We start from the raw sequence: 16,337 nt of genomic DNA, 5'->3' as shown, positions 1-16,337 counted from the left end.
ATAGAAAAGACCGTCTAAATGCCTTAAATGCAGCTTTAGACGGCCTTTCAGTTTTTTAATCTAATTGTTTAGTATCGGTAATATTCTGGTTTGAAAGGTCCTTCTACAGTTACTCCGATATATTCTGCCTGTTCCTCACTTAGTACATCTAATTCAACTCCAATTTTAGATAAGTGAAGTCTGGCTACTTTTTCATCGAGATGTTTAGGTAGCATATAGACTTTGTTTTCATAAGCATCGCCGTTTGTCCAAAGTTCGATTTGGGCCAAGGTCTGGTTAGTAAATGAATTGGACATTACGAAAGAAGGGTGTCCGGTTGCACATCCTAGATTTACAAGTCTACCTTCTGCAAGTAGGATGATCTCCTTGCCATTCAGGTCATAGAGATCTACCTGTGGCTTGATTTCCATTTTGGCAGCATTTTCGTTCAACCAAGCTACATCAATTTCATTGTCGAAGTGCCCGATGTTACATACGATAGCCTTGTCTTTCATTTGTTCGAAGTGACGACCCAGGATGATATCTTTGTTACCAGTGGTGGTTACGACTATGTCAGCCTCTGCCACAGCATTGTCCATTTTCTTCACTTCAAAACCGTCCATTGCTGCTTGTAGCGCACAAATAGGATCGATTTCTGTGACAATGACTCGTGCTCCTGCACCTTGAAGAGATGCGGCAGAACCTTTTCCTACGTCACCGTACCCTGCGACCACGGCTACTTTACCTGCCATCATCACATCTGTTGCTCTTCTTATGGCATCAACCAAAGATTCTTTACATCCATATTTGTTGTCAAACTTTGACTTGGTCACAGAGTCATTGACATTGATGGCTGGCATAGGAAGTGTTCCATTTTCTTCTCTTTCTTGCAGTCGGTGTACACCAGTGGTAGTCTCCTCAGACAACCCTTTGATGTCTTTCACTAATTCTGGATATCTATCCAAAACCATATTGGTCAGGTCTCCACCATCGTCAAGGATCATATTTAATGGTTTGCCATCTTCAAATGCAAAAAGAGTTTGTTCGATACACCAATCAAATTCTTGATCATTCATTCCTTTCCATGCAAAAACTGGGATATCGGCTTTGGCAATGGCCGCAGCGGCATGATCTTGAGTTGAAAATATGTTACAAGAGGACCAGGTTACATCTGCACCCAATTCGATAAGTGTCTCGATAAGGACAGCTGTTTGGATAGTCATGTGAAGACATCCCGCAATTCTGGCTCCTGCCAAAGGTTTGCTCTCTCCATATTCTTTTCTTAGAGACATCAAACCAGGCATTTCTGCCTCCGCTAGTTTGATCTCTTTTCGGCCCCAATCGGCTAGGTTAATGTCTTTTACTTTGAATTTTGATGCTGTATCTATCATTTTAATATTTTTCTATTTGCGTGCGCAAAGTTAACGGATAAAATCATGACGAAAAAACCTTCAATTTGGTTCACCTATAACTCACTTCCTTGAAATCAAATTCATGAGTAACTTCATCTTCTTTTAATTGAAGATGTCCGCTATCTGTTACCCCGACAATTGTACCTTTCACTGTTCTGCCAGGAATTTCATAATTGGCTTTGGACATGTATCTATACAGTCTTCGTAAATATTGTGACTTCAGTTTTTTCATATCCCCACTTCTCAGTACAAGATAAGTTTTCTCCAATTGTATCAGTATTTGTTCGATCAATTCATTTACTTCAAATTCGTCACCCACAATTTCTGTCAAAGAAATTGCCTTTGGTTCATTAAAAGTTTTTTGATTGACATTCAGCCCAATACCAACTATAGAAGCTTCTATGGCGTGACCTTTGAGAGAATTCTCGATGAGAATACCGCCGAGTTTTCGATCACCATAATAAATGTCGTTTGGCCACTTGATTTTCAATTTTTTACCCAGAAACGGAAACAAGGCTGCATGGATGGCCAAAGTGGTAATCAGATGCAATTGAAATTGCTGATTGGCAGCAACCATACTCGGTTTAAGTATAACTGAAAATGTGGCATTTTTTCCAGCCTCTGATTCCCATGTACTACCCCGCTGACCTTTACCGTTTGTCTGATGGTTAGTAATGACGGTTGTACCTTCTATTTGAGGTTTTTCCTTTAGGAGAGCAGCTGCCGTTTCATTAGTTGAGTGACAATGTGACAGATAAATTACCTTTTTTCCAAGGAAATGCGGTTTGGCAAAGAATTTATGCAACTTAAATTGGTTAATTTTGTGGTAAATTTAGAGACAAAGCATGACAGAAATAAAGGAAGCTCGAAATTCTAAAGTATTGAGCGACGCGGTGGTGAAGGGAATGTTGGAAAAGAAGGCTTCTGATGTAGTGCTGATGGATTTGACGAGCATAGGAAATGCCGTGGCTGATTTTTTTGTTATTTGTTCGGGCACTTCAGACACACAAATTGATGCCATTTCTGACTCCGTAGAAGAAGAAGTATATAAAGCCACTGCTGATAATCCCTGGAGAAAGGAAGGAAAAGAAAATAAGGAATGGATTTTGATGGACTATGCCAACGTGGTAGTTCACATTTTCAGGGCAGATCGAAGAGAATTTTATTCTCTGGAGAAGCTTTGGGGAGATGCAACCATCACTTCTATTGGAGATTAAAACTTAATCAGCAACAAGGCGTTAAACAAAATTTCATAAACAATAAATAATGGCGGATAAACCGAGAAAGAATAGTGTGAACCAGCCCAATAAACCCAATTATCAAATTTGGGTGATCTTGGGGTTAATGGCATTTATTTTTGGCATTACGTACTTTTCAAACAACAGCTCTGCAGTCGAGATATCTTTTAAAAGATTTGAGCAAATGGTGCTCAGCAACGATGTAAAGCAAGTCGTATTGATCAGCAATCAAAAAATTGTAGAAGTCACATTAAAGGAGGAGGCACTTCAAAACAGTAAATATAAGGCTCATCTTGAAAAACAAAATCGATTCGGCGTGCAGGCGAATGGACCTCAGTATTTCTTCAAAATTGAAAGTCTGGATATTTTCGATAGAAAGAAGCTTAGCTTGGACGCTCAGCTAAAGCCAGGAAATGATTATGATTATTTGGTAGATGACCGATCTGACTATACTCATATCTTTTTAAACTCTGGTTTTTTCATCATTATCATACTCGGCTTTTGGCTATTGATGAGAAGGATGACAGGCGGCGGCGGACCTGGGGGTCAAATTTTTAATATTGGTAAATCAAAGGCTGCATTGTTCGATGCAGAGAACAAAGTAAAAATCACGTTTGACAACGTAGCTGGTCTTGATGAAGCAAAAGAAGAGGTAAAGGAAATTGTTGATTTTCTTAAGAATCCTTCAAAATTCACCAAATTGGGTGGCAAAATTCCAAAAGGCGCTTTACTTGTAGGCCCTCCCGGAACAGGAAAAACGTTGCTCGCAAAGGCCGTGGCTGGTGAAGCAGCCGTACCATTTTTCACCCTATCAGGATCAGACTTTGTGGAAATGTTTGTAGGTGTAGGCGCGGCTAGAGTTAGAGACTTATTTAAGCAGGCAAAGGAGAAGGCACCTTGTATCGTTTTTATCGACGAGATCGATGCCATTGGACGATCTAGAGGAAAAGGGCAAATGCCAGGCTCTAATGACGAAAGAGAAAACACGCTGAATTCATTGCTGGTAGAAATGGATGGATTCTCCACCGATTCTGGGGTAATAATCTTGGCAGCAACGAACAGACCTGATGTATTGGATTCGGCCTTGCTCAGACCAGGAAGATTTGATAGACAAATTAGTATTGACAAACCCGATATAGTAGGTAGAGATGCTATATTCAAGGTGCACTTGGGTCCAATCAAAAGTGATAAAAATGTAGACTCCAGAAAGTTGGCAGCACAAACTCCAGGTTTCGCTGGAGCGGAGATTGCCAATGTATGTAATGAGGCAGCATTGATAGCAGCCAGAAAAGATAAAAAAGCCGTAGACCTGAAAGACTTTCAGGATGCGATTGATAGAGTAATAGGTGGGTTAGAGAAAAGAAGCAAAATTATCTCACCAGAAGAAAAGAAAATAGTAGCATATCATGAAGCGGGTCATGCTGTGGCCGGCTGGTACTTGGAGCATGCTGATCCGTTGGTGAAGGTTAGTATTGTCCCTCGTGGTTATGCCGCTTTGGGTTATGCACAATACTTACCAAAAGAGCAGCATTTACATCAGACTGAGCAGCTTTTAGACGAAATGTGCATGGCACTGGGAGGTAGAGTGGCCGAGGAGATTGTCTTTGGCAAAATATCAACCGGAGCGCTGAGTGATTTGGAGCGAATAACTAAAATGGCTTATAGCATTGTGACTGTATATGGTATGAATGCCGCGATCGGAAATATATCTTTCTATGATTCGAAGCAGTCAGAATACAATTTCAACAAACCGTATTCTGAAGCCACGGCGGAGCTTATAGACAAAGAAGTTAAGAGCATTGTAGATCAAGCTTATGAGAGAACCAAGAAATTGCTCATAGATAAGAGAGATAAATTGGAAATCATAGCTCTGGAGCTTTTGGAGAAAGAGATCATCTTTCAGGCTGACCTGGAAGGCCTGATTGGAAAACGACCATTCGCAAAAGATACCAATTATGAGGCATTTACTAACGGTTCGCTTGGCCCTAAAGGAGTCGAGGAAGAAAAAAATGAGAAGGCAATAGAGGAACTCAAATCAGAAATTAAATCAGAAGTTGAGAATGAGGATGAGAAGACCTCAGAATCCGCTGAGAATCTCGAAGAAACGACAGAAGATTCTAAATAATAGAATAAATTGGGGCTATGATTAATAGCCCCTTTTTTTTTGATGAATACTCGTTTCGCTGAAATAGAGAAAGGTAAGAAAATTTACTTTGCCAGTGATTTTCATTTGGGTGTGCCTGACCCTGCTCAATCCAAACAGAGAGAAATCAAGATTGTGCGCTGGCTGGATCAAATTTCTACTGATGCCCAATCCATATTTCTTTTAGGGGATACTTTCGATTTTTGGTTCGAATACAAAGAAGCTATACCGAAAGGATACAATCGGTTGTTGGGCAAACTAGCAGAACTAACTGATCAAGGAATCAACATTTATCTTTTTACAGGGAATCATGATTTGTGGCTGGGAGATTATTTGACACAAGAGATTGGGGTTGAAATAATAAAACGACCAGTATCCTTTCAGCTTGGGGGTAAGCGATTTTACCTTGCACATGGTGATGGTTTAGGTCCAGGCGATTCCAAATTCAAATTCTACAAGAAAATATTCACAAACCCACTTTGCCAGTGGATGTTCAGATGGTTGCACCCAGATTTAGGAATAGCGCTTGCCAAAAAATGGTCAAAGGGCAGTAGACTAGCACAGATGAGCACCCCGTTGACATTTCATGGAGAGGAAGAATGGCTTATCATCCATAGTAGAGAAGTTGAGAAACACGACACACATAATTATTATATATATGGACACCGACATATCGCTGGTAAACATGAGCTGAATTCCACAGCAACTTATTTGAATCTGGGCGAATGGTTCAACGCCTGCACTTACGCCGAATATGACGGCGCCGATGTAAAACTTAGAGATTTCTCAGATGAAAGCTAGCATTGTTTGTCTATTGTTTGCCATCTCGACAAATACTTCAATGGGGCAATCATGGGCGTTGTTGAAAAAAGTTGAACATGCCAATATTGATCATATTGAGTTCGATCAATTAGGTAATATATATATCGCAGATTTTCATGGCACTGTTTCTAAATATGATGCAATGGGCAATTTGATTCTAGAATATGCTCCAGTCCAATTTGCGAAAATTCATGATATGTCTGCGGGGACACAGCTCAAAGTATACCTGTTTTATGATAACCTTCAGGAGTTGGTGATTTTGGATAGGTACTTGTCTTCTCCTGTGAAGTATAGGCTGACGGATTATGATGTTGGCTATGTTGAAGAAATCACACTCAATATACAGCCCTCGATTTGGGTTTTGGATGTGTCAAACTTTTCGCTCAAACTTATCGACTTGAGTAACAATAGAGTACTTGAAAAAAAAACGTTAGCAAGAATACTTGACGAACAACAAGCCGATATACAATCCTTTCATACGCATCAAAATCGACTTTACCTCATCGACAAAATCACTGGGATTCAAGTCTTCGATAATATAGGAAATCATCTATATGGTTTACCAGTTTTAGGGCTAAGTGATGTTGGTTTTACCAAGGACTATCTCTATTATGCTCAAGACGGATTCATTAAATTTATTCATTTGTACAAAACTCTAAATAAGACCATAGCGCTGCCGGTAGTGTCCACTGGAAAAATTCGGTTTTCGGGCAATCGTTTGCTAGTCTCAACCGATAATGGATTCGATATATATAAGTATCTTAGCGCCGAATAATAGGGTTTAATATCAGTTGAATTATTGTAGTTGACATGCGTGATTTAATAGTGCTTTTTTGTGGATTGCTATTGCTATGGGCTTGCTCTGAAGAGCCTGATTGCAACCTCGATCTCGGAAGCAATACAGTGTTTGTCAATTTTTATGATATAGAGGATTCAAGTGAGTTATTTCTCAAGTTTGTACAGATTAGAGAAAGATCATCTGACAGCACCTTCTATACCTCAGAAGATTCATTGTCGAGTTTTGCAGTTGCACTGAATCCTGATAATTCTACAGTGACATATGTGTTTATAGGTAGCACAGATGAAGATACTTTGTCATTGGGTTATTCCAAAGAGCTTCGATGGATATCAGAATCCTGTAGTCCGTCTTTTTATTATGATGAGCTCGAGGTAATAGGCTCCTCGTTTACCCACGAGCTGAGTTCGACAACTATAGACGTTTCAATCGATGAAAATATTAAAGTATACCGCTAGTTTAATTCTGGTGCTTAACTGCACGATGAGCTGGAGTCAAGAATTAAAGAAGGACTATAAACCTTCCGAAATTCTTTTTGCTGCAGATATAATTGATCTAGGTAAGACATTTTTTACTGATGAAACGCGATTGGAATTTCATTCAAAAATTGATTTTCATCAGTTTTACCTGACAGGAGAATTTGGTGTGGATAAGTTCAAGCTGGGTGGTGACAATTATACCTACACTTCTGAGGGAAGTTTTTTCAGAATAGGCCCTCAAGTCAATCTGATGCCATACAACCTACACCGGAGTAGCATTTTTTTCGGATTAATGTATGCAAGAAGTTCGTTCAATGATCAAATTAACTATGACCAGTCTGATGCGGGTTGGGGTGGGACTACAATCGATTACAAGAATGACAATATGAGTGCCCGTTGGTTTGAGGCCAATGTGGGAATAAATGTTAAAATAGCAGGCCCTGTTTATTTGGGGTATACGGTTAGATTTAAATTCTCAAAAGCATTGACTGGAAATGGAGAGCTATTCCCTTATGAGATTCCTGGTTATGGAGAAGCGGATAAGGGGAGTCGATTCGGGTTTAATTACTATTTAATCTATAAATTGAGATTTAGAAACAAGCCGGTTCCTAAACGCCCGATTCGAAGGGCCGAAGAACCGGAGAATGTCCCAAGGCCAGAAAAAAGCTGATTGAATGCTTTTGTCAGAACAATTAATAATATTTAAAAAATTGATTTTCAGCATACTATTGCTGATAATATCTTTACTGACGGGTACCATTGGGTTTTATTGGATCGAAGGATTTAGTTGGATAGAGTCCTTTTATATGGCAGTGATCACCTTCTCCACCGTAGGATTTAACGAGGTTTATCCATTGTCTAATGAAGGAAGGTTGTTTACAAGCATTTATATCATTTTCAACTTAATGGTATTTGCGTATGTAGTTTCGGTATTTTCCACCTACCTCTTCGAAGGAGAGCTCAACAGGCTTTACAAAAAATATGCCTTTGGTAAAGAAGTAAGAAAAATGAAAGATCACATAATCATTTGCGGTTTTGGAAGAAATGGCAGCAAAGCCTGCGAAGAACTTAGGAGTCAAAATATCGACTTTGTGGTAGTTGATAGAGATGATCAACTTCTCGACACTATTCAAAACACAAAAAAATATAAGTTTATCCTAGGAGACCCTACACATGAGGAAGTGTTAGAAGAAGCCGGAATTCATAGGGCAGAGGCGTTGATCACCACCTTGCCTAGCGATGCTGAGAATGTATATTTGACCCTGACCGTAAAGGAACTCAACTCGAAAGTTCGAGTGATATCAAGAGCTTCGGAAGAGAATTCAATCAAAAAACTAAAACAGGCTGGAGCTAGCCATGTTATCATGCCGGATGCCATTGGAGGCCTTCATATGGCACAACACATTACGAAACCGTTCGTGATAGAGTATTTGGATCAGTTGTCTGGCACCAACGAGAATGGATTGTGTCTCGAAGAGGTCAAATATGAAGACCTGAAGACTGAATTTCGAGACTTAAGTATAGAGTCTATGGATATTAGAAACATTTCTGGTGTCACGGTGGTGGGACTCAATAATACTGAGGGAAAATTAGAATTCAACCCTTCTTCAAAAGTTTTGGTAGAACCCAATGTGGTACTAGTCATAGTAGGTGAGAATTCAGCGGTGGAGACCTTCAGGAAGCACTTTCTAAAATAAAAAAATCCCAATTGAATAATTTCAACTGGGATTTTATAACCTTTTGGTTACGATAGACTATCAATCGTAATAATCCAGCCCAAGATTAGTAATCAAATCTTCTCCTGCCAGATACCTGAGTGTATTTTTCAGCTTCATAAGCTGAACAAAAATATCATGCTGTGGCTTCAATCCTTTGGCCGCTTGAGGTGACTTCAGATAGAATGATAGCCATTCCTGAATTCCACCTTTCATGCTGGCTCTTGATGCCAAATCAAGGAACAATGCCAGATCCAATACCAAAGGCGCTGCCAAAATAGAGTCCTTACATAAGAAATCTACTTTGATCTGCATTTTATAGCCTAGCCATCCTTTAATATCGATGTTGTCCCAACCTTCCTTATCATCACCTCTTGGTGGATAGTAGTTGATTCTTACTTTGTGATATAGATTGCCATAAAGCTTAGGGTGTAATTCTGGCTCTAGTACTTCTTCAAGTACACCAAGCTTGGATACCTCCTTAGTTTTAAAGTTATCAGGGTCATCCAAAACTTCACCATCTCTATTTCCAAGAATATTGGTAGAGAACCAACCGTCGATACCAAGTGATCTAGCTTTTAGTCCAGGTGCAAGGATGGTTTTCATCAGTGTCTGACCCGTTTTGAAATCTTTACCTGCGATTGGGGCACCAGTTTGCTTTGCAAGTTCTACGATGGCGTCCACATCACATGAGAGGTTAGGCGCACCGTTAGCATATGGAATACCCATTTTTACTGCTGCGTAGGCATAGATCATACTTGGAGCAATATCTGGGTGGTTGTTTCTCATTCCTTCTTCTAGCTTCTCAATAGTAGAATGGACTTCGCCTTCCTCTATGTAGATTTCAGTAGAACCACACCAAACCATTACCAAACGCTCACATCCATTCTCTTCTTTGAATTTGCGCATATCCTCCATCAAGGCCTCTGCCAACTCCATTTTGTTGGCGTATCCTGTTTTGATGTGGGTGCCTTCAAGTCTCTTCACATATTCTTTGTCGAAGACAGCTTTCATTGGTTTGATTTGTTCCAATTCATCTTTCAGGTCGTTGAGCAAATCTTTGTCCAACACTTTAGCATGCATGGCTGCTTCATAAGCATTGTCTTCGAAGACGTCCCATCCTCCGAGCACAACATTTTCCAGAGGTGCAATTGGAATGAAATCCTTAATCAATGGGTTTCTGTTTTCAGTTCTTTTTCCCAATCGGATAGTTCCCATCTGGGTTAGAGATCCAATCGGATCAGATAAACCTTTTCTGATACTCAGTACGCCTGCCATGAAGGTAGTGGATACCGCACCCATTCCTGGGGTAAGAATGCCTAGCTTTCCTTTAGGCTCCTGAATTGTAATTTTGTCTGACATCTATAATCTATTTTAACGCTATTTTAACCAATGCTCCTTTTTATACCAGTCGATGGTTTCCTGGATTCCTTCACTAAGTGTATAATTTGGCTCCAAAGCCAAATCTTTGTAGAAATCTCTGGAGTCACACATCCAGTTTGAGCATTTGAGTTCCTTTATTTTTTCAATATTTAATTGAGACAAGTTTCCTGTAATTCTGGTATAAATCTCAGAGAAAAAAGCCACAATGTAGACTACGAATAGTGGTAGTTTTATTTTTAATGTTTTCTTATTTAAGCAATGCTTGATCAGATTGTTGAACTTCATGTTGTCATACTGTCCATTATCTGATAAAAAATATTTTTTATTTTTCACCGAGGACACTGTGGCTTTCACAATCCCTCTGGCAAGATCCTTTACATATATGAAGGACAACAATTGCAGTTTACCCCCTACATATAGTTCAAGGTTTTTGTTCACCAGATCGAATACCGGAAACATGTCTTTATCTCCTGGACCAAATACTGGTGGTGGGCGCAAAATTACATAAGGTAAACTACATTTTTCTTCTATATACAGCTCTGCTTTTTTCTTACTCCATCCATAGGCAGAAACAGGATCTCCATCAGCATCAATTTTTATCATCTGATCATCAATTCCTGGTGCTGAGGCAGCCAGGCTACTCACAAAGACAAATTTTGAGATGCGTTGATTAGTTGACTCTAAAGCTTGAATCAAATTCACGGTGTAGTCGAAGTTTACTGTGTCGTAGTCGTCATTATTTGTTGATTTTGTAATACCGGCATTATGAATCACGTAATCAATAGATCCATGTATATCCACAAAACTGTTGAGTTGAATCTTTAATGATTCAAGAGAGGACAATTCTAGCTGTACAAAACTAATATCCATGCCCATAAGGCTTGATCGATTACTGGTTTTCCTAACGGCGGCGAAGACATTGAATTTTTCATCTAAGGCATATTCCACCAAAAACTTACCAATAAATCCAGTGGCACCTGTAATCAGTATGTTCATCGCTACATTAAATCTGGAAAAAACCGATCTTGGTCATTTGAATAAGTAAAGCCTGAATAATTCAAACTTCCATAATTATGCTTTGTTGGAAAGAAGGGCCGCTTCTTCAAAAATTTCTTGTGGCTCTCCAAAGCCAATCATTTTTCTTGCTTTGATGAACTTGTCGATAGCCATGTCTATTTGCTCATGTGAATGAGTCGCCATCAGTGAGAATCGAAGCAATGAAGAATTACTCGGAACTGCTGGAGAAATCACAGGGTTTACGAAAATACCTTCATTGAAGAGCATCTGAGTTACCTGAAATGTTTTTGTATTGTCTCTTACATAGATTGGAACTATTGGAGATTCTGCATCACCAATGTCAAATTCATTTTCCTTGAGACACTTGATAGTATAATTCGTATTGTCCCAGAGTTTTGCAATTCTTTCTGGTTCGCTTTTGATAATCTCGAGTGCTGCAAGCGCACTGGCTGCAGATGCGGGAGGTATACTAGCGCTAAACATTAGTGCTCTGGCGTTATGCTTCAAGTAATCTATAGCGGTATGATCAGCTGCGACAAACCCACCGAGTGAGGCCAAAGACTTACTGAAAGTACCAACAATGAAATCGACGTCGTCTTCAAGTCCAAAATGTGAGGCCGTTCCAGAACCTTGTTTGCCAATGACTCCTACCGAATGAGCATCATCTACAATGATAGTTCCTCCATATTTTTTTGAAAGTTCAACGATTTGGGGAAGTTTTACGATATCTCCTTCCATGCTGAAAATCCCATCAACAACGATCATTTTTATGGCATCGTTGGGTAGTTTGCTGAGCTGTTTTTCCAGCGACTCCATGTCGTTGTGCTTAAATTTAATCACCTTGGAGAAGGACAATCTCGTTCCGTCAATAATTGACGCGTGATCTAATTCATCAATGAGTATATAGTCATTTCGGCCAGAAAGGCAAGAAATGGTTCCCAGGTTGGATTGAAAACCAGTGCTAAACACAAGTGCGGCATCCTTGTTGAAATATTCGGCGAGTTTTTCTTCAAGTTGAACGTGTAGGTCCAAGGTGCCGTTGAGAAACCTGGAGCCTGCACAACCAGTGCCATATTTATCTACCGCCAATTTAGCAGCTTCCTTTACTTTAGGATGATTTGTTAAACCCAGATAGCTATTAGAGCCGAACATCAGAACTCTGTTGCCATTGATAATGACCTCTGTGTCCTGATTAGATCCTATTTCCCTAAAATAAGGGTATAGTCCTTGATCTCTTGCCTCCTTAGCTACAGTGTACTTCGCCAAACGTTCTTGTAGAATACTCATCAATTATCGGTTTTGTAAAGAATTTATTGGTGCCTTATACCGTCCATTTAGCTATTATTGAAGAATTTAATTCCTCAAACAAGCAAAATACCAATTTATCTTCTTTAGAATTCAATTAGTCCCTTTTTTCTTTTGTTAGATTGCTTTTTTAAACAATCTGTGTTTTTTATAAACTTCGCCATTGATATTTTCAATGGCTTTATTCATCATCAGATTATTTTCTAAAATCCATGATGCCTCGCCATACAACATTCCCTTTCTTTTTGCCTCATCAAATGCCTTCATATAAAAATAGGCATCAATTCCCAGTTTCCTATATCCTTCGACTAACCCCAGAGTTACAACACGTACTCTATCGATTTTCCTTTTATAATATAGGAGCTTAAAAAGGCCAAATGGCAGCAATCTGCCTTTTTTCAATTTTTTGAGCGGAACATTCATATCCGGAATGCTCAAAGAAAACCCAATCGGCTTATCATCGTGCTCTGCGATGAGAATGAAATCAGGATCCACGATCTGTTTCATATCTTTGGCCGCATGCCTAAACTCCTCATCGGTCATTGGGACAAATCCCCAGTTTTTCTCCCAAGCTGAGTTGTAGATCTCTATGATCTTATCAATCTCTTCGGAGAAGTTGCTCATATTTATTTTTCTTATAGTTATACCCTTGGTATTCAGCCTTTCAAGAATCTTATCAGATAGACTAATGAGCTTGTCAGGTACATCTTTAGTATAGATAATATAGGAGAGCAAATCCATATCTTTTTCGAATCCATACCTCTCCAAAAACTCCCCATAATACGGTTTGTTATAGGGCATCATAATGGTAGGAGAGGAATTGAATCCCTCGACTAGAGTTCCACATGTCTCATTGGTGGAATAGTTCTCAGGTCCGGCTAACTTGAGAAGCCCTCTGTCTTTTTGCCATGTTGAAACTGTATCTAGTAGCTTTTCTGCTACCTTGTAATCTTCAATCACATCAAAAAAACCAAACTTACCGGTTTGATCTCCGGTAAATCTCAGGTAATTATTATTTTTTATCGCAGCAATTCTACCAACTATTTCATTGCCTTTGTAGGCTAGAAAAAAGTCCGCTTCTGAATGTTGAAAGAAAGGATGATTTTTCTTGTCCAAAAGGTCTTTTTGGGCAATAAATAATTCAGGCACGTAATTTGTATCATGCGAATACAAGGCATGAGGGAAATCTATGAACCTTTTCAATTCCTTCTTATCCTGAACTTTTACTACTTCAATCATTCAACTTAATCGAGTTGCTGAGCACTATATAAAATAATGCGCAAAGATATATTTATTGGCTATGTATTCATATTTAAAATTGAAAATTTGTGCTAGTAAATCCTCAATTAAATGGATAGAATAGCGATTCAAATTTTAAATACTAGCGCAAGATGTAAAGATCCTTATTGCATTCAGAGAATTAATTATTGAATTATTCAGAGAAGTCAATAGAAGAACTTTTACCTACATTTATATTACGACAATAATATCCGTCGTACCACCCAAGTACTTTTTGATTTTTTTTCAGTTCCTGTAATAAATCTTTAGAAATGCTATCTAACTGAGGGATACATTCTAGAGATACTATCATTATTGCATACTGATATGAAAAAGCTTGGTTGGGTACTATTCGGTGTTTTTTCTCTGCTGATCGGAGTATACCCTGTGGTCTATTTTTTAATAGATATGAAGCAGGGACTGCTTGGAAGCAAGTCTGAAGATCTTCTACAGAATGAAGTTTGGTTCTGGTTTTTCTATCAGCATATTGGTTTTGGTGCAATGACTATGCTCACAGGTTGGACACAGTTTAGCAGAAAACTGAGGGTTAGGAATATAAACATTCATAAGGTTCTTGGGAAGATATACGTGATTTCCGTTCTTCTAAGCGGAACAGCTGGTTTGTATCTATCTTTCTATGCTACGGGAGGGCTTATTGCAAGTTTTGGATTTGGAATTATGGCTGTCTTGTGGGTCATTACTACGTTCATGGCATTTATCACTGTCAAGAAGGGAGAGATCACAGCTCATCAGCAGTGGATGATTAGGAGTTATGCTCTTTGTTGGGCAGCTGTCACCTTAAGGATTTGGTTGCCTACCTTGCAAATAGGGTTTGGGCTTGATTTTATTTCGTCTTACTTAATTGTTTCTTGGCTATGTTGGGTGCCAAATTTGATTGTTGCAGAGCTTATTATCTTAAATGGAAAGAGTAGTCGCAATACCAATATATCCTTATCAAAAAGCAATTAACAATGGGAGTTAGCCACAATCTTGGATGACTAATTCCCAAATCAATTGTTATACCAGATTGGAAGCCTGGTTACTCCCTTTTGGTAAGTTGCATTTTACCTTGTGTATGCTCTCCTTCACAATCTGAACCGGTAAAATCGATATCTAGTATGTCTCCATCTACTACACCGCTACCGGTAAATGTTCCACCACAGCCAGGTACAGTGTCATCGTATTCGAAGCTTGTAATCACATTGTCTTCTATTACAAGTTCTAGTGTTCCATTGTTTTTACCTCCATCGCAGCATGCAGTATAGCCGGCGGTAAAAAAGAATTCACCTGTCCAGGTGTTAGAATCTTCGTCAGGAGTAAGAATAAAAGAAACTGCAATTTTGTCATACACTTTGTTAGGAAGAGTAGAGGACCATGTGCCAGAATACTTTTCTTCTAAGGAAATATCTTCTGTTTCTTCTTTTACTGGATCCGATTCTCCGTCCTCGTTGCCACAACTGACAAAAGTACTAGCTAGGAAAATTATCAAGACAAATTTTGCCGTATTCATATGTTTTAAGGTTTGTTTAGAAAGGCCAAACATAGATTACCAACTATTTGCAATCGACCTATTGGGTACAATCAAACCTTTTTATCCAAATTTCTGATGTAGTCCTTTGGTGTTTGATTCGTAACAGTCTTGAAGGCCTTATTAAAGGTTGATTTGGAACTAAAACCAACTTCAATTGCTAGCCCAAAGAGCGTGTGAGAGAGGTGCTTGTCTGCTTTTATTTTTTTCTGGAATTCTTCTATTCTTTTCTGATTTATGTAATCATAGAAGGATGTATTATAAACTTGGTTTAGTAGCCAAGATAGATTGTTGGATGAAGTGCCAATGGCATCAGATAGACTTTTGAGTGTAAGGTTTTTTTGAAGAAATAATTCTTCTTCATTGATATAGTAATTTAGTCTCTCTTGTAAGTGTTTTATCTCCTCCTTAGACAATCGATCACGTTCTGATAGCTTTTTCGCTAAGAGTGGCATTCGAAAGACCTCCGGTTGAATAATGCTGAAATATCCTATTAAATAAATGAATACCGGGGTACATATCCACATTGTATCATAATTGATGTGGTCAAATGGCTTTTCCAAGATATAATAACCAGTAAAGCTGAATGACCAAAATAGTATAAGAACAAGCAGGGTGGATAATACTATAATCAAATATCTTTTTACGTTTTGCTTATAAGACAGATGATAGGCTTCCAGTTTTTCGAAAGTTCTCAAAAGCAGAACAGATTTGATCCAATAGAAATAGAACGATATTAACCCAATGGTTTCGACGGTCATGAATATATATGGGAGAGTTCCTGATCGGTACAGTTCATAAATTTCCTCTGTATTCTTCGAAAGAGTCCATGTAAAGTAGAGTACATGAATTATCGCTGGGAGATAATGATATATGGAAAGTCTAAACACTGGTTTTTCACTGTATGTCAAGCGACGAACGTACAAATAGAGGAGTGGAGCGAAAAGCAATACAGATGTATCAGCAAAAGTGCCAACTCGCCATACCCATTCCTCTGTAATCCTAGAAGCTACTACTCGTCCAAATAGCATGATGGACGCCAAAATAAGGGCAATTGCCAGCGCTCGATTAGCTTCCTTATTTTTGTTTTGAGTAAGTAGGATTGTGCCTGCTAAAAACAAACCTTGAGTGATACCAAGAAATAAAAGAATGTCTAGGGCGGAAAAGGAGTCCATTTAAAAATACATGCTGATCGTAGTTAAAAATTTATACTATTGGGTTTGATAACGAAATCTATTGTTG

Annotated in this window: 16 protein-coding genes; 8 read left to right on the top strand and 8 right to left on the bottom strand. The window is 38.8% G+C overall.

Features of this window, described 5'->3' with window-relative positions:
- Nucleotides 1-68 precede the first annotated feature (68 nt).
- Nucleotides 69-1,370: an adenosylhomocysteinase gene (ahcY, locus tag ABJF11_RS11495; RefSeq protein WP_348119999.1), complete on the bottom strand. Its 1,302-nt coding sequence runs from the start codon at nucleotides 1,368-1,370 to the stop codon at nucleotides 69-71.
- 70 nt (nucleotides 1,371-1,440) lie between these two features.
- Entirely contained in the window at nucleotides 1,441-2,196 is a 756-nt protein-coding gene (locus tag ABJF11_RS11490; RefSeq protein ID WP_348119998.1) for a biotin--[acetyl-CoA-carboxylase] ligase, read from the bottom strand.
- 40 nt (nucleotides 2,197-2,236) lie between these two features.
- Here ABJF11_RS11490 and rsfS point away from each other — a divergent pair, with 40 nt between their 5' ends.
- From rsfS to ABJF11_RS11455, 7 genes are read left to right on the top strand one after another with little or no spacing between them, the layout of a single operon-like run.
- Nucleotides 2,237-2,608, top strand: coding sequence for a ribosome silencing factor (gene rsfS, locus ABJF11_RS11485; protein WP_348119997.1), 372 nt, complete (start codon nucleotides 2,237-2,239; stop codon nucleotides 2,606-2,608).
- A 49-nt stretch (nucleotides 2,609-2,657) separates the two neighbouring features.
- Nucleotides 2,658-4,754 carry an ATP-dependent zinc metalloprotease FtsH gene (gene ftsH / locus ABJF11_RS11480; protein WP_348119996.1) on the top strand — a complete coding sequence of 699 codons (2,097 nt, stop codon included), beginning with the start codon at nucleotides 2,658-2,660 and terminating at the stop codon, nucleotides 4,752-4,754.
- Nucleotides 4,755-4,796: 42 nt separating this feature from the next.
- On the top strand, nucleotides 4,797-5,573 hold the full coding sequence (locus ABJF11_RS11475; protein ID WP_348119995.1) for a UDP-2,3-diacylglucosamine diphosphatase: 777 nt from the start codon (nucleotides 4,797-4,799) through the stop codon (nucleotides 5,571-5,573).
- On the top strand, nucleotides 5,563-6,369 hold the full coding sequence (locus ABJF11_RS11470; protein ID WP_348119994.1) for a hypothetical protein: 807 nt from the start codon (nucleotides 5,563-5,565) through the stop codon (nucleotides 6,367-6,369). Before ABJF11_RS11475 ends, ABJF11_RS11470 begins: the two co-directional genes overlap by 11 nt.
- Nucleotides 6,370-6,404: 35 nt before the next feature.
- A complete protein-coding gene (locus tag ABJF11_RS11465; protein ID WP_348119993.1) occupies nucleotides 6,405-6,848 on the top strand; it encodes a DUF6452 family protein in 444 nt (147 codons plus the stop codon).
- Nucleotides 6,823-7,539 (top strand): DUF6048 family protein, encoded by a 717-nt coding sequence (locus ABJF11_RS11460; RefSeq protein WP_348119992.1) that lies wholly within the window; start codon nucleotides 6,823-6,825, stop codon nucleotides 7,537-7,539. Before ABJF11_RS11465 ends, ABJF11_RS11460 begins: the two co-directional genes overlap by 26 nt.
- Nucleotides 7,540-7,543: 4 nt before the next feature.
- Nucleotides 7,544-8,566, top strand: coding sequence for an NAD-binding protein (locus ABJF11_RS11455; protein ID WP_348119991.1), 1,023 nt, complete (start codon nucleotides 7,544-7,546; stop codon nucleotides 8,564-8,566).
- Between the two features lie 60 nt (nucleotides 8,567-8,626).
- Here the strand turns inward: ABJF11_RS11455 and ABJF11_RS11450 are convergent, their stop codons facing one another.
- The 4 genes from ABJF11_RS11450 to ABJF11_RS11435 all read right to left on the bottom strand — a co-directional run bounded on the left by ABJF11_RS11450 (nucleotide 8,627) and on the right by ABJF11_RS11435 (nucleotide 13,528).
- Complete coding sequence (locus ABJF11_RS11450; protein WP_348119990.1) at nucleotides 8,627-9,946, bottom strand: inositol-3-phosphate synthase; 1,320 nt, start codon at nucleotides 9,944-9,946, stop codon at nucleotides 8,627-8,629.
- Between the two features lie 18 nt (nucleotides 9,947-9,964).
- Nucleotides 9,965-10,963 (bottom strand): NAD(P)-dependent oxidoreductase, encoded by a 999-nt coding sequence (locus tag ABJF11_RS11445; protein ID WP_348119989.1) that lies wholly within the window; start codon nucleotides 10,961-10,963, stop codon nucleotides 9,965-9,967.
- Nucleotides 10,964-11,038: 75 nt separating this feature from the next.
- A complete protein-coding gene (locus ABJF11_RS11440) occupies nucleotides 11,039-12,271 on the bottom strand; it encodes a pyridoxal phosphate-dependent aminotransferase family protein (RefSeq protein ID WP_348119988.1) in 1,233 nt (410 codons plus the stop codon).
- A 135-nt stretch (nucleotides 12,272-12,406) separates the two neighbouring features.
- A complete protein-coding gene (locus ABJF11_RS11435; protein ID WP_348119987.1) occupies nucleotides 12,407-13,528 on the bottom strand; it encodes a hypothetical protein in 1,122 nt (373 codons plus the stop codon).
- A 366-nt stretch (nucleotides 13,529-13,894) separates the two neighbouring features.
- Here ABJF11_RS11435 and ABJF11_RS11430 point away from each other — a divergent pair, with 366 nt between their 5' ends.
- The gene (locus ABJF11_RS11430; protein WP_348119986.1) at nucleotides 13,895-14,536 is read left to right on the top strand and encodes a DUF2306 domain-containing protein; all 642 of its coding nucleotides are present in this window, start codon (nucleotides 13,895-13,897) and stop codon (nucleotides 14,534-14,536) included.
- A 70-nt stretch (nucleotides 14,537-14,606) separates the two neighbouring features.
- Here the strand turns inward: ABJF11_RS11430 and ABJF11_RS11425 are convergent, their stop codons facing one another.
- Together ABJF11_RS11425 and ABJF11_RS11420 are read right to left on the bottom strand one after the other, a co-directional pair.
- Nucleotides 14,607-15,077, bottom strand: coding sequence for a hypothetical protein (locus ABJF11_RS11425; RefSeq protein ID WP_348119985.1), 471 nt, complete (start codon nucleotides 15,075-15,077; stop codon nucleotides 14,607-14,609).
- A gap of 71 nt (nucleotides 15,078-15,148) precedes the next feature.
- Nucleotides 15,149-16,270 (bottom strand): AraC family transcriptional regulator, encoded by a 1,122-nt coding sequence (locus tag ABJF11_RS11420; RefSeq protein ID WP_348119984.1) that lies wholly within the window; start codon nucleotides 16,268-16,270, stop codon nucleotides 15,149-15,151.
- Nucleotides 16,271-16,337: the final 67 nt, after the last annotated feature.

Origin of the sequence: Reichenbachiella sp., assembly GCF_039941815.1 — a bacterium.
In the GTDB taxonomy this organism is placed as follows: domain Bacteria; phylum Bacteroidota; class Bacteroidia; order Cytophagales; family Cyclobacteriaceae; genus Reichenbachiella.
Note: the sequence above shows the minus strand (reverse complement) of the source record. Positions and strands in the feature narration are given on the sequence as shown.